This is a genomic window from Pedobacter alluvionis, assembly GCF_003664035.1.
GTDB classification, from domain to species: domain Bacteria; phylum Bacteroidota; class Bacteroidia; order Sphingobacteriales; family Sphingobacteriaceae; genus Pedobacter; species Pedobacter alluvionis.
In genome coordinates this window covers 126,107-150,917 of sequence record NZ_RCCK01000012.1, presented here as the reverse complement: position 1 = coordinate 150,917, position 24,811 = coordinate 126,107, and the positions used below count along the sequence as shown (strand labels likewise).

27 protein-coding genes are annotated in these 24,811 nt (G+C 36.9%); 15 read left to right on the top strand and 12 right to left on the bottom strand.

Annotated elements, in window-relative coordinates; translation table 11 throughout:
• Positions 1 to 40: 40 nt before the first annotated feature.
• From BCL90_RS14605 to BCL90_RS14585, 5 genes are all read left to right on the top strand, one after another.
• Positions 41 to 826, top strand: a complete 786-nt coding sequence (locus BCL90_RS14605; protein ID WP_121284742.1) for a LytR/AlgR family response regulator transcription factor — start codon at positions 41 to 43, stop codon at positions 824 to 826.
• Positions 816 to 3,821 (top strand): ligand-binding sensor domain-containing protein, encoded by a 3,006-nt coding sequence (locus tag BCL90_RS14600; RefSeq protein WP_121284741.1) that lies wholly within the window; start codon positions 816 to 818, stop codon positions 3,819 to 3,821. The genes BCL90_RS14605 and BCL90_RS14600 overlap by 11 nt, the downstream gene beginning before the upstream one ends.
• Positions 3,822 to 4,071: 250 nt before the next feature.
• The gene (gene scpB / locus BCL90_RS14595; protein WP_121284740.1) at positions 4,072 to 4,638 is read left to right on the top strand and encodes an SMC-Scp complex subunit ScpB; all 567 of its coding nucleotides are present in this window, start codon (positions 4,072 to 4,074) and stop codon (positions 4,636 to 4,638) included.
• An 88-nt stretch (positions 4,639 to 4,726) separates the two neighbouring features.
• Entirely contained in the window at positions 4,727 to 4,918 is a 192-nt protein-coding gene (locus BCL90_RS14590) for a hypothetical protein (RefSeq protein ID WP_121284739.1), read from the top strand.
• 73 nt (positions 4,919 to 4,991) lie between these two features.
• Positions 4,992 to 6,110 (top strand): GNAT family N-acetyltransferase, encoded by a 1,119-nt coding sequence (locus BCL90_RS14585; protein ID WP_121284738.1) that lies wholly within the window; start codon positions 4,992 to 4,994, stop codon positions 6,108 to 6,110.
• A 345-nt stretch (positions 6,111 to 6,455) separates the two neighbouring features.
• Here BCL90_RS14585 and BCL90_RS14575 read toward each other — a convergent pair whose 3' ends face one another.
• From BCL90_RS14575 to BCL90_RS14545, 7 genes are all read right to left on the bottom strand, one after another.
• Positions 6,456 to 7,385, bottom strand: a complete 930-nt coding sequence (locus tag BCL90_RS14575; RefSeq protein WP_208529880.1) for an EamA family transporter — start codon at positions 7,383 to 7,385, stop codon at positions 6,456 to 6,458.
• A 77-nt stretch (positions 7,386 to 7,462) separates the two neighbouring features.
• Positions 7,463 to 7,783 carry a helix-turn-helix domain-containing protein gene (locus BCL90_RS14570; protein WP_121284735.1) on the bottom strand — a complete coding sequence of 107 codons (321 nt, stop codon included), beginning with the start codon at positions 7,781 to 7,783 and terminating at the stop codon, positions 7,463 to 7,465.
• Positions 7,784 to 7,850: 67 nt separating this feature from the next.
• Positions 7,851 to 9,203, bottom strand: a complete 1,353-nt coding sequence (locus BCL90_RS14565; RefSeq protein ID WP_121284734.1) for a UDP-N-acetylmuramate--L-alanine ligase — start codon at positions 9,201 to 9,203, stop codon at positions 7,851 to 7,853.
• A 110-nt stretch (positions 9,204 to 9,313) separates the two neighbouring features.
• On the bottom strand, positions 9,314 to 10,162 hold the full coding sequence (gene prmA, locus BCL90_RS14560; protein ID WP_121284733.1) for a 50S ribosomal protein L11 methyltransferase: 849 nt from the start codon (positions 10,160 to 10,162) through the stop codon (positions 9,314 to 9,316).
• Entirely contained in the window at positions 10,163 to 10,924 is a 762-nt protein-coding gene (tpiA, locus tag BCL90_RS14555; RefSeq protein WP_121284732.1) for a triose-phosphate isomerase, read from the bottom strand.
• A 47-nt stretch (positions 10,925 to 10,971) separates the two neighbouring features.
• Entirely contained in the window at positions 10,972 to 12,138 is a 1,167-nt protein-coding gene (locus BCL90_RS14550) for a GlmU family protein (RefSeq protein WP_121284731.1), read from the bottom strand.
• A gap of 72 nt (positions 12,139 to 12,210) precedes the next feature.
• Positions 12,211 to 12,459: a type B 50S ribosomal protein L31 gene (locus tag BCL90_RS14545; RefSeq protein WP_025142617.1), complete on the bottom strand. Its 249-nt coding sequence runs from the start codon at positions 12,457 to 12,459 to the stop codon at positions 12,211 to 12,213.
• 350 nt (positions 12,460 to 12,809) lie between these two features.
• Between BCL90_RS14545 and BCL90_RS25735 the strand changes: the two genes are divergently transcribed.
• Together BCL90_RS25735 and BCL90_RS14540 are read left to right on the top strand one after the other, a co-directional pair.
• On the top strand, positions 12,810 to 12,977 hold the full coding sequence (locus BCL90_RS25735; protein ID WP_165902591.1) for a hypothetical protein: 168 nt from the start codon (positions 12,810 to 12,812) through the stop codon (positions 12,975 to 12,977).
• 8 nt (positions 12,978 to 12,985) lie between these two features.
• Positions 12,986 to 13,684 carry a hypothetical protein gene (locus BCL90_RS14540; protein WP_121284730.1) on the top strand — a complete coding sequence of 233 codons (699 nt, stop codon included), beginning with the start codon at positions 12,986 to 12,988 and terminating at the stop codon, positions 13,682 to 13,684.
• On the opposite strand, the gene BCL90_RS14535 is transcribed toward BCL90_RS14540, so the two are convergent.
• Positions 13,681 to 13,965: a hypothetical protein gene (locus BCL90_RS14535; RefSeq protein WP_121284729.1), complete on the bottom strand. Its 285-nt coding sequence runs from the start codon at positions 13,963 to 13,965 to the stop codon at positions 13,681 to 13,683. The two genes, BCL90_RS14540 and BCL90_RS14535, sit on opposite strands and share 4 nt — an antisense overlap.
• Before the next feature lie 342 nt (positions 13,966 to 14,307).
• The gene (mce, locus tag BCL90_RS14530; protein ID WP_121284728.1) at positions 14,308 to 14,715 is read right to left on the bottom strand and encodes a methylmalonyl-CoA epimerase; all 408 of its coding nucleotides are present in this window, start codon (positions 14,713 to 14,715) and stop codon (positions 14,308 to 14,310) included.
• Positions 14,716 to 14,832: 117 nt separating this feature from the next.
• On the opposite strand from mce, the gene BCL90_RS14525 reads away from it, so the two are divergent.
• The 3 genes from BCL90_RS14525 to BCL90_RS14515 all read left to right on the top strand — a co-directional run bounded on the left by BCL90_RS14525 (position 14,833) and on the right by BCL90_RS14515 (position 16,977).
• Positions 14,833 to 16,044 (top strand): IscS subfamily cysteine desulfurase, encoded by a 1,212-nt coding sequence (locus BCL90_RS14525; protein ID WP_121284727.1) that lies wholly within the window; start codon positions 14,833 to 14,835, stop codon positions 16,042 to 16,044.
• 128 nt (positions 16,045 to 16,172) lie between these two features.
• Entirely contained in the window at positions 16,173 to 16,586 is a 414-nt protein-coding gene (iscU, locus tag BCL90_RS14520) for a Fe-S cluster assembly scaffold IscU (RefSeq protein ID WP_025142622.1), read from the top strand.
• Between the two features lie 64 nt (positions 16,587 to 16,650).
• Positions 16,651 to 16,977 (top strand): HesB/IscA family protein, encoded by a 327-nt coding sequence (locus tag BCL90_RS14515; RefSeq protein ID WP_121284726.1) that lies wholly within the window; start codon positions 16,651 to 16,653, stop codon positions 16,975 to 16,977.
• Between the two features lie 52 nt (positions 16,978 to 17,029).
• On the opposite strand, the gene BCL90_RS14510 is transcribed toward BCL90_RS14515, so the two are convergent.
• On the bottom strand, positions 17,030 to 17,746 hold the full coding sequence (locus BCL90_RS14510) for a hypothetical protein (protein ID WP_134380651.1): 717 nt from the start codon (positions 17,744 to 17,746) through the stop codon (positions 17,030 to 17,032).
• Between the two features lie 292 nt (positions 17,747 to 18,038).
• Between BCL90_RS14510 and BCL90_RS14505 the strand changes: the two genes are divergently transcribed.
• The gene (locus BCL90_RS14505; RefSeq protein WP_121284724.1) at positions 18,039 to 19,955 is read left to right on the top strand and encodes an AMP-dependent synthetase/ligase; all 1,917 of its coding nucleotides are present in this window, start codon (positions 18,039 to 18,041) and stop codon (positions 19,953 to 19,955) included.
• A 63-nt stretch (positions 19,956 to 20,018) separates the two neighbouring features.
• Here BCL90_RS14505 and BCL90_RS14500 read toward each other — a convergent pair whose 3' ends face one another.
• A complete protein-coding gene (locus tag BCL90_RS14500; protein ID WP_121284723.1) occupies positions 20,019 to 20,708 on the bottom strand; it encodes a DUF2461 domain-containing protein in 690 nt (229 codons plus the stop codon).
• Between the two features lie 148 nt (positions 20,709 to 20,856).
• On the opposite strand from BCL90_RS14500, the gene BCL90_RS14495 reads away from it, so the two are divergent.
• From BCL90_RS14495 to BCL90_RS14485, 3 genes are all read left to right on the top strand, one after another.
• Positions 20,857 to 21,183, top strand: a complete 327-nt coding sequence (locus tag BCL90_RS14495; protein WP_121284722.1) for an MGMT family protein — start codon at positions 20,857 to 20,859, stop codon at positions 21,181 to 21,183.
• 279 nt (positions 21,184 to 21,462) lie between these two features.
• On the top strand, positions 21,463 to 23,172 hold the full coding sequence (gene lysS / locus BCL90_RS14490) for a lysine--tRNA ligase (protein WP_121284721.1): 1,710 nt from the start codon (positions 21,463 to 21,465) through the stop codon (positions 23,170 to 23,172).
• Between the two features lie 136 nt (positions 23,173 to 23,308).
• A complete protein-coding gene (locus BCL90_RS14485) occupies positions 23,309 to 23,521 on the top strand; it encodes a hypothetical protein (protein ID WP_121284720.1) in 213 nt (70 codons plus the stop codon).
• An 89-nt stretch (positions 23,522 to 23,610) separates the two neighbouring features.
• Here BCL90_RS14485 and BCL90_RS14480 read toward each other — a convergent pair whose 3' ends face one another.
• Complete coding sequence (locus tag BCL90_RS14480) at positions 23,611 to 24,165, bottom strand: pyridoxamine 5'-phosphate oxidase family protein (RefSeq protein ID WP_121284719.1); 555 nt, start codon at positions 24,163 to 24,165, stop codon at positions 23,611 to 23,613.
• Between the two features lie 173 nt (positions 24,166 to 24,338).
• On the opposite strand from BCL90_RS14480, the gene BCL90_RS14475 reads away from it, so the two are divergent.
• Positions 24,339 to 24,809, top strand: coding sequence for a YdeI/OmpD-associated family protein (locus tag BCL90_RS14475; protein ID WP_121284718.1), 471 nt, complete (start codon positions 24,339 to 24,341; stop codon positions 24,807 to 24,809).
• Positions 24,810 to 24,811 lie beyond the last annotated feature (2 nt).

Genomic DNA, 24,811 nt, shown 5'->3' with positions numbered 1-24,811 from the left:
TTTTGTAAGACCATTTTAATACATTCACCAACCTATAGCTATGACCCTACTAAAAGCCATTATTGTTGATGATGAGGAATTTGCACGCTCATCTTTATTTTTTTTACTGCAACAGAACTGCCCGCAGGTAGAAATTACGGGTATTGCAAGGTCTGTAGCGGAGGCAAAAGATATTTTAGCAAATCATCCCATTGACCTGATTTTTTTGGATATTGCCATGCCTGGTGGTAATGGCTTTGAACTGATCCCGGATGCACAAAAACACAATGCAGCCGTTATATTTACCACTGCTTACGATCAATATGCACTAAAGGCAATCAAAGCAAATGCACTCGATTATTTGTTAAAGCCAATTGATATTGATGAACTTAAAATAGCTGTAGAGAAGGTTTTTCAACATATCAAGCTTTTTAAAAGCCAGAATGAAAACGACGAAAGAATCAATAACCTGGCTTCCAGTTTAAGCTCACGATCAGAAATCAGAAAGCTTACACTCCCTTATGGACAGGGTTTTAAAATGATTGATATTGACGATATTATCTACATTGAAGCCGATAGCAATTATTCTATTGTACATTTAAGTAATCATGACAAAATAACGGTTTCGAAAGTTTTACGGGAATTTGAGGAGCTTTTACCCGGCGACCAGTTTGTGCGGATCCATAAGTCGAGCATTATCAACCTTAACCATTTAAAAGAGTATAATTCTAAAAACGGACTTCAGGTTTTTTTAAAAAATGGAGAAAGTATTAATATTTCCAGAAGAAGAGCAAGCGATTTTTTTGAAAAAATAAAATTATTTACAAAAGCGAACAGTGATCATTAAACTAGGCAAAAAAGTAGCATTATTTGCTGAAAAAGCAATCCTGAAATTAAACTTCAGCCGCTCTTTTATTGCTTTTTTATTTGGGATCATTTTATTTAGCACCCCCCAAAAGTTACTTGCACAAACCACCTATCTCCCACATTACACCTCCAAAAATGGTTTAGCCAGCAATAACTGTTATTACATTTTACAGGATAAAAAAGGTTTTATATGGATTTCAACAGATAATGGATTGAGCCGTTTTGATGGTACAAATTTTCAGAATTTTACGATCGAAGACGGACTTCCAGATACGCAGATCCTGCAGATGAAAGAGGATAAAGAGGGCCGCTTGTGGTTTTTTGCCTTAAACGGTCAGCTCAGCTACTTAAAGGAAGGAAAGTTTTACAACCAGGATAACGATGAGTTGCTTAAAAAGCTGAATTTTAATACGGTAATTGTTTCCTTTTTAGTAGATAAATCAGGAAGGATCTGGCTCGGAACAAACGCCAATCTGATTGTTTGCTGGGACGGAAAAACCATCAAAAAATATATTTCCCCAAACCTAAATGATAAATTTATTAATGCCTTTATTCATGAAGATGAGCAAGGTAACATATTTGCATATAGCGACTTAAGTGTACAGAAATTTAATGGAAAAACTTTTTCCATGATCAGGTCAAAAGTGCAACCCCTCTCCTACATGACTGCTGCAAATAGCAGCCACAGATCTTTATTTTACCTGGATGGCGGAGGATTAAAACAATATACACACGGAAACATTAACGACCTCATTTCTATCCCTCAGAACCTGATCAAGAACATGTCGGGATATTTTTATTATGATGTTACAAACAAAGAAGTCTGGTTGTCGAATGCTAACGGAGCCTTCGCGCTTGATAAAAGCGGAAAAACAGTCCAATACCTTCAGGATATTTCGGTTAACCAGGTAATTAAGGATAATAACCAGAACATGTGGTTTGCCACCAATCAGGGAATTTACATGCTTCCGAATACGAATAACCGGTTATCGATTATTGATGCAGAATCAGGTCTGAGTAGCAACGTAATCAAAAGCATTACTAAAGATGGAAAAAATCGCCTTTGGTTAGGTACTGATGACGCTGTAATTGACGTATTAACCATCAACAATTACCAGGTAGATGAGATCGGTTTAGACGATTTTAAGAAATACAAAACCATTAAACAGATTACTTTCGACCCAAAAGACCAGTCCATATATTTTGCATCCGATTATGGAATGGGTGTTTTCAAAAATATCTATAAAAGCAGTAATGAAGTAAGTTATTTAAAAGAATCGAATAACTCGATGTTCGTAATTAAACACTTTAGCGTAGGTAAAAATAACAATCATCTTGCCCTGGCCCTATCATCAGGTGTTGTTTTCTTATCGGACAGAAGAACAAAATTCGAATTTAATGCCGCAAAATACCGGGAAAAAGAAGATTTCTTTAAAGATCGTTCCTACCATGTTTTTTACGATCGGGAAGGCAGTTTGTGGTTTTCTAATATTAACGGGTTATCTCAATTTTCTAAAGGGAAACTCATTAAACACTACGAAAATCATCCATTACTCACCAAAAGAATAAACGATATACAACAGCTGGCAGATGGAACACTAATTTTGGCAACGGATGGCTATGGTCTAATCTTTTACAAAAATAACCAGATTACAAGGCAGATCACTCAAAAAGACGGATTGACCAATAATGTCTGCACTAAAATATTCGTAAAAAACAGCGAAATATGGGTGTTAACAAATAAAGGGGTTAACAAAATTGCAGATTATCCCGATCAACCCAGCGTAGCCAATTTTGATTACGGTAAGGATCTTTTGAGTGACGATATCAATAGCTTGTTCATTGATGACAGCACGGCCTATTTTGCAACAAACAAAGGCCTGATCTTATTTAAATATAATAATAAAAACATCGTTAAGAATCTTCCCAAGGTGTACGTTACCTCTATCATTAAAGATAACGAACGTTTACCGGTCGACCAGGGCAATTTCACGTTCGAAACCGGCAATAATACCATTTTATTTACTTTTAGTGCGGTTGATTTTACCACCAGCGATATTACCTACCGTTACCGTTTAAATGAAAATTCGCCCTGGATAGAAACCCGTACCAGACGATTAGATTTTTCTTCACTGCAATCAGGCGATTATGTATTTGAAGTAAGTGCAAAAAGCCAGAACGGTAATTGGGGCTACCCGGCCAAAATCGCATTTACCATTAAAAAGCATTTTTGGCAAAGCCTGTGGTTTTTATCTATTTTAATATTACTTGTGGCTTATATCTTTTACAAGGTAGCTGTTTACATTACCCGTAAGCAGAAAGATAAGGAGCAAGCGCAATTGCTATTAAAAAACAAAGTACTCATGTTGGAGCAACAGGCTTTACAGGCGATGATGAATCCACACTTTGTATTTAATGTGATGAACTCCATTCAGCATTACATTAATACGCAGAATACAGCGTCTGCGAACAAGGTTTTAACGGGATTTGCCAGATTGATCAGAAAAAACCTGGAAATCTGTACAAAGAGTTATATATCACTTGAAGAGGAACTTGAATACCTGAACCTCTATCTCAAACTGGAGAAAAACCGGTTTGGTGATAAATTATCCTATGTTTTTAGTGTTGATGAAGATATCGACAAAGAAGAAACCTTTATCCCATCTATGTTGTTGCAACCTTATATAGAAAATGCAATATGGCATGGCATTATGCCAAAAGAAACCGACGGCGAAATTCTGATTAACATTAAACTTCAGGATGAATTCTACCTTAACATCGAAATTATTGATGATGGGATTGGGATTGATAACTCTTTAAAGCAAAAAAAAGATACCCATATTAGCAAAGGCATGCAATTAACTAAAGAAAGATTGCACCTTTTAGGTCAGATTGGAGCAAAACCTATACACTTAAACGTGAGACAGAATACCACAAATGGTACAACGGTATCCATTTCTATACCATTAAAATAGAAAATTTACCGTTTACTCAATTATTAATACCACTCACTAAATATAATCTGAATCGAAGCCTCTTTAGCCTTAAACTTGTGTTAGAAATAAACGATAGTGTTTATCAAAGACGTTCTTATAGAATTGATATAGATATTTAATAACCTAACCTAAAACTATATCTTAATTCAGGTTTCATTTGTGTGTTGAAAGCGGTCTTGTTTTTAAAAGCGAGACCGCTTTTTTATGTCCAAAAATTCTATTTTTGTTTATGCCCAATCACAACATCACCAGGCACATTGAAGCCCTTGTATTTTCTTCCAACCAAAGCATAGGTACGCAAGAAATTATACTTGCCCTAAACGCTGTTTTCAATGAAAAATTTACAGAAACACAAGTCTTCGAAAGCGTAGAACAGATTAAGGAAAAATATAGCCATGATGATTTTGCCATCGAATTGGTCTTCTTAAACAATGGTTACCAGTTTCTCACCAAAAAAGATTATCATGAAACCGTTAACCAACTTCAGTTACACCGTTCGAAGAAAAAACTTAGTCAGGCGGCTATGGAAACCTTAGCCATTATAGCTTACCGCCAGCCCATTACCAAATTAGAAATTGAACAGATCAGGGGGGTAAATTCGGATTATTCAGTGCAACGGCTGCTGGAAAAAGAGTTGATCAGTATTGATGGTAAAGCTGAGAGTCCCGGCAGACCCATCCTTTACAGCACCAGTACATTATTTATGGATTATTTTGGTTTAAATAACCTAAACCAACTTCCACAATTAAAAGATATTGTTAAAGAAGAAAATACCGTAGGAGAAAATGTGGAATAAATAAAATTATTTTATTTATTCACAGCTTGTTATTAAAAATTTTTTTTTCGTATTTTTAAAGTATAAAAGCAATTTTTATTTTTGTGTTATGAAAGCGCCAAACAAACTCCCAACTAAGCCGACTACCAAGAAACAGGTAGACGAAGATGATGATCTTGAAGATGACGATATTCAAACAACAAAAAAGAAGCCTCAAGATGATGAAGATGATGATTTTGATATCCCATTAGATGATCTTGATAATTTCGACAATTTCGACGATGACGACGACGATTATTAATATTTAAAAAAACATATATTTGAAAAAGCATCCGCCCGCTTGGTAGGATGCTTTTTAATTTTAAAATCTGCCCATGCAAGTTATATCGGTAAGCAATACATCATTAAAAAAAGACTTTCTAAACACACCAAAAATCCTATATAAAAACGATAAAAACTGGATCTGTCCATTGGATAGTGAAGTTGAAAATGTTTTTAATCCAGAAAAAAACATTTTTTTTGCGCATGGAAAATGTACACGCTGGGTTTTAAAAGACGATGCTGGAAAACTGATTGGCCGTGTAGCAGCTTTTATCAATGAGAAAAAAGCCTACCACTATGATCAACCTACAGGTGGCATGGGCTTTTTTGAATGTATTGATGATGAAAAAGCTGCCTTTCTTTTATTCGATACAGCAAAAAACTGGTTAGCCGAAAATGGTATGAAAGCGATGGACGGTCCGATTAATTTTGGTGAAAACGATACTTTCTGGGGCTTATTGGTTGAAGGCTTTACCCCTCCTTCGTTCGGCATGAACTACAACTTTCCCTACTATCAGAAGTTTTTCGAGAGCTATGGTTTTGTTACCGAATATGAGCAATTAACCAATCACATTAACCTTACTATACCTTTTCCGGAACGTTTTACAAAAATTGCGAACTGGGTAAGAAATAAACCGGGTTATACTTTCGAATATTTCAGCAAAGCCAATTCCAGCAAATACATTAATGATTTAATGGAAATTTACAATGATGGCTGGCAGGATTTTGAAAACTTCGTTCCCATTAAAAAGGAAACTCTTGAAGAAAGCTTTAAAAGCATGGAACCTATTATGGATGAGCACCTCATCCAGTTTGCATATTTTAATGGCGAACCCGCATCTTTTGTAGTGTTGATTCCTGATGCAAACCAGATGATCAAAGGTTTTGATGGTAAATTGGGTTTAATTGAAAAATTAAAGTTTGCTTACCGCCGCTGGGTGGGCGTTACCCGCATGAGGGCGATCGTGATGGGTACTAAACCTAAATTCCAAAAACATGGCCTGGAATCGGTTCTTTTTATCCGTTTAGGTGAATATGTACTGCCTAAAAACCAGTATAAAGAACTCGAGTTAAGCTGGGTTGGCGATTTTAATGAACAGATGATTGCTATCCATAAAGCCACAGGTGCCACTTTTGGTAAAAAGCACTTAACAATGCGGAAGATATTTTAAACTTAAAACAGGTTCATCACCCGCCAAGGTTCGTGTCTCCACGAACCTTTTTCTGTTTGCCATGGATTCAGTATCCTCCTCGATTGCCCCTCATCGTCCTCGTTTATAACGAGGATGAAGGAGAATGGCGATTGTATCGCCTTAAAGCTTTCCTTTCGCATTACAAATGCGAATCTCGCTAATCCTCGTACGAGGACTATCTTTTGCAAGGAATAACCTTCATCGTCCTCGTTTGCAACGAGGATGAATGAGAATAGCGATTGTATCGCCATATAGCTATTCTTTCGCATTACAAATGCGAATCCCGCTAAACCTCGTACGAGAACTATCTTTTCAAGGAATAACTTACGCGCTTTTATACTTCGGAAGATTAATCAACAGTACACTTCCCAAAATTATTACCAGTCCGATCACCTGCGTAAGACCAATCACCTCGTTGGTAAATGTTAAGCTCAACAATACCGCCACCACTGGGTTTACATAAGCATAGGTACTCACCTGTGTAGCCGGACGTACTTTAAGCAACCACACATAAGCACTGAATGCTGCAATGGATCCGAATAGAATCAGGTAAATAATAGATAGCCAGGCATCTAATGATATATTTCCCCAGTCTAACATTTTGAATTCTGACTTCAAAATGCCACCTGGAATAAAAGCTAAACTGGCCATTAACATCTGCCAACCCGTATTAACAGAAACCGAACTGCCTGTAGTAGGATGGTATTTCGAATAAAGTGATCCTCCGGCCCATGCTATGGGTCCGAAAACAAGTAATACCATACCTATAATCTGCAGATTACTTTGTGGTTTATCAAGCGCTTGTACAATCTGATCGCCAAATAAGAGCACAACGCCTAAAAAGCCAATCACTAAACCCGATACAATATACTTATTACTCAGATTTTCTTTCCAATGCGATTTATCTAAAATAACGAACCATATTGCTGCTGAAGCCACCATAATAGCCACTAAACCGCTGGGAATAAACTGCTCTACCCAAATTACGATTCCGTTACCCAAGCCCAACATTAAAATACCACTCACTGTAGCAATTTTAATGGTTTTTAGGTTAAAAATCTCCTCTCCTTTAACCTTGCACCAAATTAACATCAGCACTCCCGCAACAGAAAAACGGAATGCCCCTAAAATAAATGGCGGGAAACCAGCCAATGCCTTTTGAATAAAAAAGTATGTTGAACCCCAAACAATGTATACGATAGCAAAAGCCAGGTAAACCATTACCGGAGATGCCGTTTTATTTAAATTTGTCATGTTCTTATTGTTCAGGAATTACCATTTTTTTCTCTTTTACGGTTTCCAACACAATCGTGGTTTATTTAAAAAATATTTTATATTCCAAGCTTATCATACAGATCGATAACCTTTTTACGGAGTTTATTAATTTCTTCTTCCTTTTCGATCAGTTCTTTTTTAAGTGCAATGAGTTCTTCTGAGGGATCCGTAATTACAGCTTGACCAGATATCAACTGCATTACAGGCACCTTAAACGTTTTGGAAATCTGGAGTAAACGGGAAATATTGAGATCGGTCTGGCCTGTCTCTATTTTACAAAAGGCCGGAGTCGAGATATTCAATTTTTTAGCAGCATCAGCCTGGCTTAACCCTAAAGCCAGCCTGCTTTGTTTAATATGATCTCCGATGCTTTTCATACTTTTTTTTAGATTTGAGATATTAGACGTGAGATAAGAGAAGCTGAATCCATCTCAAGTCTCACATCTATCTTTCTAATGAAGCCGCCAGTTCAGGCAGATCGAAACCTGCATAATTACCAGAGCTCATCATCAATAGATTAGCATTTTTATAGTTCAAACTCAATAAATAAGCTTTTAACTTAGCTGCATCATTAAAAAACTTCAGTTTTGGATTAGCAAAAGCCTGCTGCACATCATCTTCAGAAAAAGGTTCCATGCGTTTTTGTTCGAAAGATTTAATATCAATAAATACTATTGCTTCGTCGGCTTTATCCATTGCCCCGGTGTATTCTTTCAAAAAGTCTTTATTCAAACTGCTAAAAGTATGTAATTCAATACAAGCTATTAATTTACGGTTGGTAAACTGCGCTTTAACCGCATCGATAGTAGCCTTTAATTTTGATGGAGAATGCGCAAAATCTTTGTAAACATTGGTCGATTCATCGGCTGATATTACCTCTAAACGTTTTGCTGCTCCAGTAAAAGAGGAAATGGCTGCATCAAATTCATTTTCATTGATTTCCAATTGTTTACATACCAATTTCGCTGCATTCAGATTCATCAGGTTGTGATTGCCAAAGAACTTTAAAGCGGTTTCTCCTGGCAGGAGGTAAGTTATTCCGTTCCTGATTTCATGTTCTGGAATAGCATAACCGATTTTAGTTACATGAGCTTTGGAATTGGATACAACCTCATTCAGGTCTGCATCCGCTTTACAATAAATTAAAATTCCGTTAGCTTCAATAGTATCGATAAATTTATCAAACTGCAAAGTATAATCTGCATAGGTTGGAAAAACATTGATGTGATCCCAGGCAATACCGCTGATTACCGCAACATTTGCCTTGTAAAGATGAAATTTAGGTCTTCTATCAATCGGTGATGATAAATACTCATCCCCTTCGATAATCATTACAGGAGCTTCTTCTGTAACTTTTACCATGGTTTCGAAACCTGCCAATTGTGCACCAACCAGATAATCGAAATCACGTTTATAGTAATTTAGCACATGTAAAATCATGCTAGTAATGGTTGTTTTACCATGACTGCCACCAATGACTACACGAAGCTTATTTTTACTCTGCTCATAAATGTATTCAGGGTAAGAATAAATTTTAACGCCTAATTCTTGTGCTTTCAATAATTCAGGATTATCGATCCGTGCATGCATGCCTAAAATTACCGCGTCTAAATCTTTGGATATACGGTTTTCATCCCAGCCCATTTCAGCTGGCAATAAACCATATTTACCCAAACGGGATTTTGCAGGCTCAAAAATCACATCATCCGATCCCGAAATCTGATATCCTTTTTTATGTAAGGCAATGGCCAGGTTGTGCATCGCACTCCCACCGATTGCTATAAAATGTATGTACATATTTTTTTGTTTTAGATTTGAGATGCTAGATTTGAGATATGAGACACAAAATTGGAGACCGGAGGTGTGAAAACAAATCCTGCGTCTTAGACCTTTAAACCTTCCGCCTTCTACCCTTCCACCTTTTTCTCAAACTGTGCCGCTACCCAATCACCATTCTGTTTATGATCAACGTATTTAATGCCGTATTTAGCACATTCAGCAGTAATCATTCCCAGATCAGGATCTAAATAAAACCCACTGAAGAAAATTTTGCCTCCGGCTTTCAATACTTCTGCATAACGATGAATCTGATCGAGCAGGATATTCCTATTAATATTGGCAAAAATAACATCGTATTCGTCGTTAGGAATCACCTCTTTACTTCCGCAAAGCGCCTTTAAATGACCTACCTGATTAAGCGCAGCATTTTCTATCGTGCTTTCGTAGCAGATATCGTCATAATCGATAGCCATTAAACTTTTAGCACCTAGTTTTGCCGCCAGAATAGCCAAAATTCCAGTTCCACAACCCATATCCAGGATATTTTTATCCTTTAGGTCGGCAGCTAAAATATACTGCATCATCATTGTGGTGGTTTGGTGGTGACCAGTACCAAAAGCCATTTTTGGATCGATCACAATCTCGTAAGGATACGATGGCTGAGGCTCATGAAAGGTTGCCCTCACATAACACACGTCGTCGATAATTAGCGGGCTAAAATTTTTCTCCCATTCGGCATTCCAGTTTTCATCGGCAACATCTTCTAAGATATAATCTGTTGCAAATTCTTCTCTGTAATTGCCCAACAGATCTTTTAATTCCTGTTCGTTAAAGTTATCCTTGATTACGAAAGCCGTAAAACCACCCTCACTGTCTTCGAAAGTATCGAAGCCTAAATCGGCAAGATCGCTGATGAGCAGATCCTGTTGATAATCTTCGATACCTTTGAATGTAAATATTGCTTTAGTATATTGCATTTAGCTGTTTAATGCTTTAATAATATCTGTAAAATCGCGTGATTTTAACGATGCACCACCAATCAGGCCACCATCAATATCGTTCTGAGAAAATAAACTTGCCGCATTTCCTGGGTTACAGCTACCACCATATAAAATGGTTGTATCATCAGCCACATTAAAACCATAGTTCGCTTGAATCTCGCTACGGATAAACGCATGAATATCTTGCGCCTGCTCTGGAGAAGCGGTTAAACCCGTACCAATAGCCCAAACCGGCTCGTAAGCAATAACCAGTTTTTTGAAGTCTTCTTCGGTTAAACTAAAAATTCCTTCTACCAATTGTTTTTTCAATACTTCGTAATAGCTTCCGTTGTTACGTTCATCTAAAGTTTCGCCAATACAGAAAATGGGTATTAAGCCATTAGCTAAAGCAATTTTAGTTTTTTCAGCTAATAAGGCATCGCTTTCAGCAAAATATTGTCTGCGTTCTGAGTGGCCCAAAATCACATATTCTGCGCCAACAGATTTCACCATTTTAGCTGAAGTTTCGCCGGTGTAAGCACCGCTTTCTTTATCGCTGATATTTTGAGCGCCAATTTTAACATCGTTACCACCCAATTTTGCCAAGCTGTTTAAATGAATAAATGGTGAGCAAATAATAGCCAGCTGATCGCCTTTGCGTTCATCTTTAACCATATTTACAATTTCGCTGAACAACGAAACACCTTCATTATAATCTAAGTTCATTTTCCAGTTACCGGCAACAATCTTTTTTCTCATTTTGTATTATTTAATGGTTGGTTGATCTTTTCAGATCAGGTTTTATATTAAAATCGTCTATACGATTCGGTTAATTCAAATACTTTCTCAAGAATGTTCTTTTCTGTCTCATCAAAAGCGATGTCCTTCCTTGCAAATACCTTTTCGGTCGTTCCAAACATTTTATCCAGTCTGTAGGTTTCAAAACCACTTGCACCTCCCCAACTAAAATCAGGAACATGGTTTGGTGGGAAACCCGCACCAAAAACATTAGTACCAACACCTATTACACTACCGGTATTGAACATGGTATTAATACCGGATTTAGCATGATCGGCCATGATTAAACCGCAAAACTGCAAGCTGGTATTGCGCATTTTCCGGCCTTCGTAATCATACAGTTTTACTTCGGCATAGTTATTTTTTAAATTCGAGTTATTGGTATCCGCCCCAATGTTACACCACTCACCCATCACCGAATTGCCCAAATAACCTTCATGGCCTTTGGCCGAATTACCCCAAATTACCGAATTGTTAATTTCGCCTCCGGCGCGACTATTTGGACCAATTGTTGTACCCGAATATATTTTTGCACCCATTTTCACGGATGAATTATCACAAAGTGCAAAAGAGCCTCTGATCAAGCTACCTTCCCAGACTTCAGCATTTTTACCAATATAAATTGGGCCATACGTAGTATTAAAAACGCTGCATTCGGCTTTTGCTCCCTCTTCGAGAAAAATATCATCACCAAGTAACTGATTGGTATTACTGATGTTTGCCGAGGTACGCCTCTCGGTTAACAATTTAAAATCTTTTCTGATCTCCGCTGGATTATTTCCGAAAATATGCTCTGGATAAACAATCCGTATAAAATCTCCGGCATATTCTATCTGCTTTAGCGACTTAACAGCTTCAAGATCGTGTTGACCGGCAATATAAGCTATAACAACCTCTCTTTTATAAAGTACTTCACCCGCTCTAAGGCCTGAAATAGCATTAAGCAAAGCTTCATCAGGACAAATGGAACCGTTTATAAACAGATCGGCATTAGGCTTTGGCGCAAATTTTATAGAAAGGTAATCCTGGGTATAAAAACCAAAATCTGCTTTTAAATATTTTGCCCATTTTTCGGCAATAGTTAAAATACCAATCCGTAAATCGGCCACAGGCCTGGTAAACGTAAGTGGACGCAGGGACATCCAGGAAGCATCATCAAATAGATTGATTGTCATAAGCAACAAAAATAAAAAAAGTCCCGATGCTTTTGGCAAAGGGACTTCAAAAAATGCTTTTTGTTGCTAAAATTATTTCTTAGCGTAACGGTTTTTGAATTTATCGATACGTCCTGCTGTATCAACCAATTTCATTTTACCTGTATAAAAAGGGTGTGAAGTGTGAGAAATCTCTAATTTATAAAGAGGATACTCGTTACCATCTTCCCATTTAATTGTTTCTTTAGTATCTACGCAGGATTTTGTTAAGAAAGCATATTCGTTAGACATGTCTTTAAAAACAACTGGTCTATAGCTTGTTGGGTGCAAATCTTTTTTCATCGTGTTTTTTATTTTCTTTTAATTGTGATGAAGCTATCTCGCTAATGCTTCGATGGTTTCATTTGAATATTATTTTTAGTTATTTGTGTGAAAGCATCAAGAACATTCTTGCAATTTGCTGGCAACAACGCTTATGACATTTCCTATTAGTCTTTCTACCTCTATTTTAGAGGATGCAAATATCTTAATTTTATTTTTGATTTACAAGCCTAAATAAATAATTTTAAATTATATGTTTTTCTATCTACAGAAGATGCTAAAACATACCGATAGCCCGGTTAGGCAAAAATAAACTTTCTAAGCTGAATATTGTTTTTCAGATATTTAAAAAATATATGTAAATTTGATTTATGAGAAAACATGGCGAATTAGATGGCATCATCCATGCCGATAGCAGCGGAAAGCTCTATATTAAAAGTCCTGATTTTTTTGCACAGCCAAGGGTGATCGAAATGGTGGGTGCATTAATGCAATCGAGTATTTTTAAAAAGATAGAAAAGGATAAAAACAAGAAATAGCCTTAAATATGCCTTTTAACCTACTTTTATTCCCTCTTGTAGGTGGCTATTATATATTAATCAGATTCAGGTACCTGCGGTATGTACAGTACCGGTTGGAAAGCCAACGTATATTATTAAACTCTGCTTTTGCGGGTATCTTATTACTCGGCGCATGTTTTGTGTTAAGGGCGATTTTTATCGCCATCTGGCCGGAAACGGTTGAACACCTTAGCAAATTACTCCCCATCCATGCACCCTATTTCGGCACCACCAGCCTATCGTTATTAGTCGCGGTAGCCGCCACGGAAATTGCCAATCTTTTTATCAATCGCCTGAAAGCTATTAAAAGAGCCATAGCTACATCTGGAAATGAATTTGAACTATTACTAAGTTCATCTTTTTTTGATGCCCACCTTTTACAGTTTACCATGGATAGTGGCAAATTTTACATTGGCTGGGTGAAAGAACTACCAAAACCCTTTACCACCAGTTATATCCGTATTACCCCTGCTTTTAGCGGTTACCGCAAGGCTGATGATAAGGAACTTGTTTTTACCACACAATATTTAACGGTTTATGCCAGTTATATTGAGGACGGCTCTGTAGCGAATACCGATGAATTGAAAACAGATCTTGTACTGAAAGCTGATAAGATCAATTCTATTTCTTTTTTTGATATGGATATGTATAACCGCTTTAATCCGGCACAAGAAGAAACATCTTAATCCTTTTTAGGGCTATATTTGTTCCAGGTTTCTATTTTGGCCTTCTGACGGGCGATATAGGCATCAGCAATTACTTCAGCCGAACTCGAGCCCTCTACGGTTTCTAATAATTCTTTTAATTTATACTGATCTACATCTGCCTTATATAAAATCTGAATCAGTTTTGGAAAGTCGTTATCGATTAAATAAGCAAAAGCATCAACCATTGCGCTACGCAATTGATTTTCGGAAAGATGATCTGGTATATCGAAATCTTTGCTGATGATGCTAATTAATGACATGGAACAGGATTTTTAGGATTATAGGATTTTAAGATCAATTATTAACATTAGACTTAAGCAATTTGCACTAACGGAAGAACCACAAGCCAAAGTTAAATAAACCTGATAAAAGCGGTAGCTCCCGATTTAAGCACTATTTTTTGTCTTTTATTTATGGTGTGCTTGCTTGTTTCACAGGTTTCATCGGGACTATAGCGGTTAGCAGGACTGAAAAGGCTATGAAATACGGACCTTTCGTTTTCAAAATCAAACTTTAGGCGCTTCTTAAGATCCCCGCATGCGCGAGGATGACGGATCTCAAAGAATACCCATCTTCCATTTTACCTCTCCCATCTTCCATGCCTAAATCCATTTAATTTCCTGGCAAATTTCGATCAACACGCCATTGGTATCTTTGGGATGCACAAAACACACCATTTTATTATCTGCCCCTTTTTTGGGCGACTCGTTGAGCAGTACAAAACCTTCCTGATGCAAACGTTCCATTTCGGCCAGGATATCATCAACCAGGAAAGCGATATGATGAATCCCCTCTCCTTTTTTCTCAATAAACTTAGCAATTGCACTATCTGGAGCCGTAGCCTGAAGTAATTCTATCTTGTTTTCACCTGTTTTAAAAAAAGCAGTATTTACTGATTCTGACGCAACCTGCTCAGTTTTATAACAATCGGTATTGAGCAATTTCTGATAAACCGCTATAGAACGGTTAAGGTCTTTTACCGCGATGCCGATGTGTTCTATCTTATTCATAGACTATAAGGTTATGTGAATGTAAAAATGCGGCTTTTATCTATAAGCTCATAGCTATTATTTATAATTGTTAAATAAGTTTTTTCGTATCTTTGTGATATAATTAACAGAATAGAGATGAAACAGCCGATATATTTAGATAATAATGCTACAACACCGTTAGATCCACGTGTGCTGGAAGCAATGCTACCTTACTTTACTGAGAAATTTGGAAATGCCGCAAGTCGTAATCACGCGTTTGGCTGGGTGGCTGAAGAGGGTGTAGATTACGCCCGTGAGCAGGTAGCCAAATTAATCGGCTGTACTGAAAAAGAAATTATTTTTACATCAGGCGCAACTGAGGCCGATAACCTGGCTATTAAGGGCGTATTTGAAATGTACAAAGAAAAAGGTAACCACATTATTACTGCGGTTACTGAACATAAAGCAGTTTTAGATACCTGCAAACACTTAGAGAAAAATGGCGCACGCGTTACTTATTTAGGTGTTAAAGAAGACGGTTTAATTGATTTAGCTGAATTAGAAGCTGCTATGACTCCTGAAACTATTTTAGTTTCGATTATGTATGGCAACAACGAAATCGGCGTAATCCAACCGGTAAAAGAAATTGCAGCTATTGCGCATAAACACGGTGCTTTATTTATGACTGATGCTACGCAGGCAGTTGGTAAAATTCCGGTTGATGTAAATACGGATGGTATTGATTTAATGGCTTTCTCGGCACACAAAATGTATGGTCCGAAAGGTGTTGGTGTACTTTACGTTCGTCGTAAAAACCCGAGAGTTAAAGTAACTGCACAAATGGATGGTGGTGGCCACGAGCGTGGCATGCGTTCTGGTACCTTAAACGTTCCGGGGATTGTTGGTTTAGGAAAAGCCTGCGAACTTTGTCGTTTAGAAATGGAAAGCGAATCAATTCGTTTATCAGCTTTACGTGATAAGTTAGAGACTACTTTAAACAAAATGGAAGAGAGTTATGTTAATGGTAATACACAACACCGTTTACCACATGTAGCCAATATCTCTTTCAAATATGTGGAGGGTGAAGGTTTAATGATGGCGATGAGCGATTTAGCGGTATCTTCAGGATCGGCTTGTACTTCAGCTTCTTTAGAGCCTTCTTATGTATTGAAAAGCTTAGGTTTATCTGATGATTTGGCTCACTCTTCTATCCGTTACGGTTTAGGAAGGTTTACAACTGAAGCAGAGATCGATCAGGCGATTGAAGTGACTCAAAAAGCGGTTAATCACTTAAGAGAACTTTCTCCACTTTGGGAAATGTTTAAAGAAGGAATCGATTTGAGTAAAATTGAGTGGGCAGAACACTAAAAAGGTAGAGGGTTGGAAGGTTTAAGGTAGAAGGTTAATTGCCAAACGCCTTACGCAATTCGCCAAACGCTAAAGTAATAATTAATAAATAAAATTATCTCCTAAAGGAGACTTAAGAAATAGAAATCATGGCATATTCAGAAAAAGTAATTGACCATTACAATAACCCACGTAACGTAGGTACTTTAAATAAAGACAGCAAATTTGTAGGCACAGGATTAGTTGGTGCACCTGAGTGCGGTGATGTAATGCGTTTACAAATTGAAGTTGGAGAAGATAACGTAATCACTGATGCTAAATTTAAAACGTTTGGTTGTGGTTCGGCTATTGCTTCTTCTTCTTTAGCGACAGAATGGTTAAAAGGAAAAACAATTGATGAGGCTTTATCTATTGATAACATGGATATTGTTGAAGAATTGGCTTTACCTCCAGTAAAAATTCACTGCTCGGTTTTAGCAGAAGATGCAATTAAATCGGCTATTAACGATTACCGTGTTAAAAATGGCCTGGAAGCTATTGTGTTAGAAAAATCGCACCATTAACAAGTATCAAGTATCAAGATTGAAGTATTACAGTCTTGATACTTGATACTAAATACTCGATACTATGATAACGATAACAGATAAAGCAAAAGATAAAATAGACCATTTAATGCAGGACTCGGAAATGGGTTCTGATTACTTTTTACGCGTTTCGGTAAAAGGTGGTGGCTGTTCAGGCTTATCATATAATCTGGATTTTGATAACGAAGAACAAAAAGGCGATCAGTTTTTTGAAGATAAAGGAATCAAAATTGCTTTGGACATGAAATCCTTTCTTTATTTGGCTGGAACTGAATTAGATTTCACTGACGGCTTGAATGGAAAAGGTTTCAACTTTATAAACCCAAATGCCAGTCGTAGCTGTGGCTGTGGCGAAAGTTTTTCTGTATAAATTTAACAGCAAAAAGAAAGCGGCTTAGGAGATTTTCCGAGCCGCTTTTTTGTTATTTGAGTTGGGATGGTTTACTGCTAATGGTATTTCTTTCAGTAATCGCAGTGGTTTTGCTATTAAAATCTGTAGGTTCAGAAGTATAATCGCCATCAAAGGCAACCCTGCCTTGTCCCTTTCTAATGGTATTAGGTCCTGCGTGAGAATCGTCGATGTTAATGATTCCTGCAATTCCATTTTTAATACTATTGCCGTCTTTTTCTCCAGACATTAAAAAAGCATAAAAACTATAACCACCGTTTCTATACGCTTTTACCTTTCCGTAAATGGTAAATTTATTTCCACTTCCACTAATGGCGGTTACGACACTGGTATCTGCTGCGCCAATAAAGTTTTTGCCCAGCATTTTAATACTGAAATCGCTGGTACTTTGCTCATAAAATTTAACTACGCCATCCATAAGTAAATAACCAGGAGTATAGGGATCGTTGGGTATATTACTGCTTTTTATAGTGAAAGGCTTAAATAAGTAAGAGCCATCGACATTTGGGGGCATAGTACCCTTATTTATAGTAAAACCCAGTTTGGTTAAGCTATCTACATACTGTTGCGGAATAATATCTTCTATTTTCTTGGTCAAGATTTCTTCGTCGCTTGGATTAATATCTTTGCTTTTAGAGCAAGCCGCAAATTGCAGCACTACACCTACTATTAAAGCAAATGCACATCCTTTGGCTAACATAGTTAAGTTTGTTTTTGTTGTTTTCATCATGCAAATTTTAATTCTAAGTTTTAAAATGCCCAATTGCAACTGTAGTGCCAATATCCAGTAATTTAGCTCAAATAGATTAAAATAACGATAAACCACTATATAGATCTACCTAAAACCAGGTATTTCCATTAATTTTTAAACTAAACTGCTGTCCTTTTTTTTTACGGTCTTTTTGTAGTCGCTTAAATTTTATATTTTTTATTTAATTTTAGAATAGGTTTATCACACTGTTGCTATTATTAAAGCTAAAAGTATTATAATTGTTAAAATAACGAACATTCAGATTACGAGCATGCCATTAATAAACGAATTTTCAACAGTTCCTACTTTGTTGCGGAATGTTGTTAAAAATATTCACAAGCCTCAGGACACTTTTTTAATCCATAAACAAGGCGCAGAGTGGGCTGAAATTTCTTATGAAGATACCTTAAAAAGAGCTGATGCTGTTTCTGCATTCTTCCTGGAAAAAGGGATAAAAAAAGGCGATCGTTTAGGCTTAATGATTGAGAATTCTCCTGAATATGTATATTATGATCAGGGAATCCAGCAAATTGGTGTAATTAACGTATCTATTTATCCTACACTTTCTGAGCAGGAAGTAGCCTATATTCTTAACGACTCTGGCATAAAAGCTATTCTTGTTGGAAATAATTTTCTTTACCGTAAGGTTTTAAAAGTCGCGGCTAATTGTAAAGAATTAAAATATATTATACCAGCTTTTAAAGATTTCGAAAAGGTTACTATCCCTGCAGATGTTAATGTAGAAGTAATTGCTTTTTCAGATATTCTTGCACTAAAACATCAGGTTACGGCTGCCGAAAAAGCAGAAATAGAACAATGTAGAAGTCTGGTTTTACCTGAAGATGTTTCTTCTTTAATTTATACTTCTGGAACAACAGGAACTCCGAAAGGCGTAATGCTTACCCATTACAACTTTGTTAAGAATGTGGAGGTTTGTTTACAACAAATCCCGGTAATTGATCAAACAGAAACTTTCCTTTCCTTTCTGCCACTATCGCATGTATTCGAACGTACAGCAACTTACCATGTTTGCTGCGCACAAGGCTGTAAAATTGCTTTCGCACAAAGTTTAGAGTTATTGGCCAAGAATATGGGAGAAGTTCGCCCTACCGTGATGAGTTGCGTTCCGCGTTTATTGGAGCGGATACATGATAAAGCGATTAAAGGAGGAACTGCAGGCGGAGGTACAAAAGCAAAAATATTTACCTGGGCGCTTGAAACAGGCAATAAATACCGTTTAGCAAAAGAGGCCGGACAAAATCCTGGTTTCATTTTGTCAGCCAAAAAGGGAATCGCAGAGAAATTGGTTTTCAGTAAAATTAAAGAAAAAACTGGTGGCCGGTTAAAATTTATGATTTCTGGCGGAGCCGCCCTACCTAAAAATGTGGGTGAGTTTTTTGGCGATCTGGGCATTAAAATATTAGAAGGTTTTGGTTTAACGGAAACTTCGCCGGTAATGTCAGTAACCGAATACCACAGACAGGTTTATGGCACCGTTGGTCGAGTGATTCCTGGCATTGAAGTAGGCATACAAGATGTAGAAAGCAAAGCAATGCTGAGCATCCAAACACACAACACTTTTAACGAAGAATTTGAATGCGCCGAAGGCGAAGTAATTGTTCGCGGCCATTGTGTGATGAAAGGTTACTTTAACAAACCAGTAGAAACAGCCGAAGCGATAGATAAAGATATGTGGTTCCACACCGGAGACATTGGCCGCTTTTATAAAGGTAACCTGCAGATTACCGACCGTTTAAAAAACATGATCGTAAATGCTTATGGCAAGAATGTTTACCCAACTCCGGTAGAAAATATTTACCTAAAAAGCCCTAAAATTGATCAGCTTTTCTTAATCGGAGATAAACGTGAATTTATTACAGCAATCATTATTCCTAACAGGGAAACCTTAGAGGAAACCTTTAAGCTTAAACCATCGTTTTTTGAGGAGGCTGATCCATTTATCCGCGATCAGGAAATTATAAATTGGATGGAGCAGGATATCAAGAAAATCTCTGGCGAACTGGCTAAATTTGAGCGCATAAAAAACTTTAAGATCAAACGGAATCCTTTCAATATAGATGAAGGTGAAATTACGCCTACCATGAAAGTGAAGCGCCGCATTGTAGAAAAGAAATATGCAGAAGCGATTAACGAAATGTATGAGGAAGGTATAGAAGCCGAATCATAATTAAAAAGGGCCATTATTACAAATTGTAATCGTGGCCATTCATTTTGTAAAGCTTTATATCAGTTACAGATCCATGCCGTTTGCATCGGTTGTTAATATTTCGCTCATATAATCAAAGAAAGGACGCATATTTTTAAATTCCTGATTACAATACGCTAAGTAATCTTTACTTAAAACTTCCTGATCAGTGAAATGATGAATTAATAAAAATTGTTTATAACGCAACAGATCGATGTCCTGATGATCTCCATCAAAACCTTTTGGAGCAGTCTTTAATTGTTCGCCTTTCAATGTCTCGAAGGAAGCAATAAAAGTTTTATCATTTAATATATCTCTTAAGGGCTGGGCATCAAAAGCTATATTTTCCCTTATCAGTTTTAAATCCTGAGGAGAAGGCCCGAAAAAGCCACCGGCTACAAAACTATTACCTGGTTCGATATGAAAATAGTAGCCACCCCTTCTTTGTTTGCCTGCCCGTTTAAAACTTCCGCTCCAGTGTGTTTTATAAGGTGTTTTATCATTTGAGAAACGCGTATCGCGATAAATCCGGTATAAACTTTTCTTGCCAGACGGTGTTTCGATTACGTCATGGGTATTCATAAGGTCTAATAAATCCTGTGCAAAAGATTCTACGTATGCCAGTTCTTTTTGATAGGCTGTTTTATGGTCATTAAACCACTCGCGTTCATTGTTATTTTTCAATAAGCTTAAAAACTCAAAACTGGAAGGTGGTATTTGTTTTATATCGGGCATCGTTTTTAAAATAGGCTAAATCACTCCAAACAAAGATACCATCTGTAAAAGACTAAATTCATATCGTTCAAAAAATTTACCTGATGAAACCCTATTAAATTTATAAAGAGATTTATTTATTAGCTTTACCTATCATTTGCCATAAACGATGAAACACGATTTATTTTTTGAGCAGGTTTGGGATTTAGCCAGAGAAATACCAAAAGGCAGGGTAACTTCTTACGGTGCAATTGCAAAAGCCATTGGTACGCCTAATCTATCAAGAATGGTTGCCAGAGCCATTGGCGCTTGCGGGGCAGCACAGCCTCCTGTGCCTTATTATAGGGTAATTAGCAGCAACGGCTTACTGAGCGGCGACCCATCATCTACAGCAAAAAGGCAGGAACTCCTCGAACGCGAAGGCGTGGAAATTAAAAACCTTAAAGTTCAAAACCTTAAAAAAGTATTCTGGGATCCGTTAATTGATCTGGAATAAAACATTATAGACAAAGCTTCCTACCTTTCATTATTTATCTTATTGGATTTTAACGTTGTCAAATAAGGTGTTATATCTAATAAAGCATTTAGTAATTACAATAGCTTTCTTATCTTTGCAACCATCTGTTTTAAATGGATAGCTAATTAGTACTGAAAATTGATTTTTTTTCAATATAAATTCAAAATTTAATCAGCTAATTATTCCCTTTTCATTAAAGCACCAAAATTTAACAATAACAAAAAATGCAAAATTATTATTTTGCAAAAAATACCTGAAATGAGTATAGGATTATCAGAACAAGAAGTATTACGACGTGAGTCGCTAAAACAATTACGTGCACTGGGCATTGAGCCTTATCCTGCCGAAGCATATGAAGTAAATGCATATGCTGCAGATATATTAGCTAATTATGAAGCAGATAAGACAGCATACAAGACGGTAGTATTAGCAGGTAGAATTATGAGCCGCAATATTATGGGTGCTGCCTCTTTTACAGAGTTACAGGATTCTACCGGTAGAATCCAGATCTACTTAAAGCGTGATGAACTTTGTCCGGGCGATGATAAAACGCTATACAACACCGTATTTAAAAAACTTTTAGATATCGGCGATTTCATTGGGATTAAAGGATACGTATTTACTACACAAACAGGCGAAATTTCTGTACACGTTACTGAGTTTAAGGTACTTTCTAAGTCACTACGTCCGCTACCAATTGTTAAACGTGATGATGAAGGAAACGTATATGATGGATTTACTAATCCGGAACTACGTTACCGCATGCGTTATGTAGATTTAACGGTAAACCCTGATTTTAAACAGATCTTCATTAAACGCAGCAAGGTGATTAACACCATGCGCAATTATTTTGATAACCAGGGTTGGATGGAAGTAGAAACTCCTATACTACAGCCTATTCACGGCGGCGCTGCTGCACGTCCGTTTGCCACACACCACAATACTTTAGATATGCCACTTTATTTGCGTATTGCAAATGAGCTTTATCTAAAAAGATTGATCGTTGCAGGTTTTGATGGCGTTTATGAGTTCGGTAAAATGTTCCGCAACGAAGGAATGGACCGCACACATAATCCAGAGTATACTTCTATGGAAATTTATGTAGCCTATAAAGATTATATCTGGATGATGGCTATGGTTGAAGAATGTTTGGAAAAAGTAGCCATTGCAACCAATGGTTCGGCAGTAGTTAAAGTTGGTGAAAACGATATCAATTTCGAAGGACCATACGAAAAACTGACCATGTACGAATCGATCCAAAAATATACAGGAATTGATGTTTCGAAAATGACTGAAGAGGAACTTTTGCAAACCTGTGCATCATTAGGCATCGAAACCGATTCTACAATGGGCCGCGGTAAATTAGTAGATGAAATTTTCAGTGATAAGGTAGAAGCCAATTTAATCCAGCCTACATTCATTACAGATTACCCGATCGAAATGACACCGTTGGCTAAAAAACACCGTACTGCAGAAGGATTGGTAGAGCGTTTCGAAATATTTGTGAATGGTAAAGAAATCGGAAATGCGTATTCAGAACTGAATGATCCAATTGATCAAAAAGAACGTTTTGAAGATCAGTTGAAACTTGCTGATCGTGGTGATGCCGAAGCAATGGCAATGGATGATGACTTTGTTCGTGCTTTAGAATATGGTATGCCTCCTACCTCAGGTTTAGGTTTTGGTATCGATCGTATCGTGATGTTAATGACCAATCAAAGTACCATCCAGGAAGTTTTATTCTTCCCGCAGATGCGCCCGGAGAAAAAGAAAATAGAAATGACACCAGAAGAAACAGAATTATATTCATTGGTTTCGGAAGGCGAACAATATTTGTTAACTGAAGTAAAAGGAAAGCTAGCCGATTGGAGCAACAAGAAATGGGATACCACTTTAAAGGCTTTAACAGCAAAAGGAATCTTGAAAGTTGCCAAAACAGATGATGGCTTATTTCTATCGCATAAATAATTAATTTGTTAATCTAACGGCAAAACACAAGACCGGATTTTAACATAAACATAACATAAACTTAAAAGGCTTGCTAACAAATGTTTAGCAAGCCTTTTCTATATTTACAGCAATCGATCATTAAAATCATTGCGATATGAATACGTCAAGTTTAGAAATCAACGAAAGAGAATACTGCATTAAATTAAGCAAAGATGCTTTTGATTTAACGCTGGTACGTCAATTAATAAAAAGAATCCAGGCAGAAGCCTTATTTTTCTCAAGAGTGAAAGCTGAAGAAGAAGATATCTTAAGCAAAAGAGCTCAGAGAGAAGAATTTGAAGGATTCGATTATTTAGGAGATAAGTAAAATATGACCGTCACCCTGATCCGATAGTTATCGGATTTATTTCAGGGCCTATCAAATGCTGAAATAAATTCAGCATGACGCGCTGGTTATTAATCCACCTCCAGAGTTCCCTCTACTGAATCATCCATTGTTTTCCCTGTAATTACGGATGCAGCCATTTTCAAAAATGCAACCGCAGTACCATGTTTGGTATCCCAATAGTATCCTTCTGATGGGATTACTTTAATCAGTGTAATATTCGGGTCGTCTTTCCCACCCTGAAACCAGGTCTTAATAAACGGACTCCAAAGTTCATCGATTTTCGCCTGATCCCTGCTGATTTCAGAAATACCATAAATATTTACAAAACCTGAATGGGCACCTGCCTGAAACAGCAAATGTGTAAATGGATCGGCAGAGATTTCATCATTTTTATGACTGTCTTTCATGCTCATGAACCAGATATTACCTTCATCATCCACCTGCTGAATAGCCATTGGCCTTACAGATAATGGTATACCTGTTTTAATATTGGTGCAGAAAAAACAACTTTCAGCTTTTTCTGCCAACTCCCTCAGTTTTTCAATGGCTGCTTTGCCACCCAGATCTTTAATGTTATTTTCTTCCTGAGTATTGTTCGTACTTCCTTCTTGTGATGTTGCCATATTTTTAGATTTTATATAAACTACAATAGAAAATGGAATTTGGTTTTGAGTTTTTGCGGAAAGCGGACAGCGAAAGGCGCATAGCGGTTGGCGACGAGTGTTTAGCGCAGTAACAGAGAACAGATTTATTGATATGGTTATGGATTTTTAATGAAAGGCAATATCTTTAAGTAATGGATATCAAAAAACCGAAAGCTTTTAAGGCTGAGATTAAAGTTATAGGCATCAACCCTTTTGTATTTGTACCAGAAGAAGCATTAAACTATATTTTTCATCAAGCAGGAAAAAACAAGGGCCAATTACCCATTACAATGAAAATTGATGGACATGAGTTTAAACAAACCCTGGTTAAATATGCCGGAGATTGGCGTTTGTACTTAAATACACCCATGCGAAAAGCAGCCGGAAAAGATATTGGCGACACCGCAACTTTCGAAATTGAATTTGATACTGAAGAACGGACAATTATTATCAATCCTAAACTGGTAAAGGCCTTAACGGAAAATAAACAGGCCAAAGATATATTTGATGGTCTTGCCCGTTATTTACAGAAAGAAATTATACGTTATATTGCCAACATTAAAACGGAAGAATCGGTTGACCGTAATGTAAAAAAAGCTATTCAGTTTCTTTTGGGTAAATAACG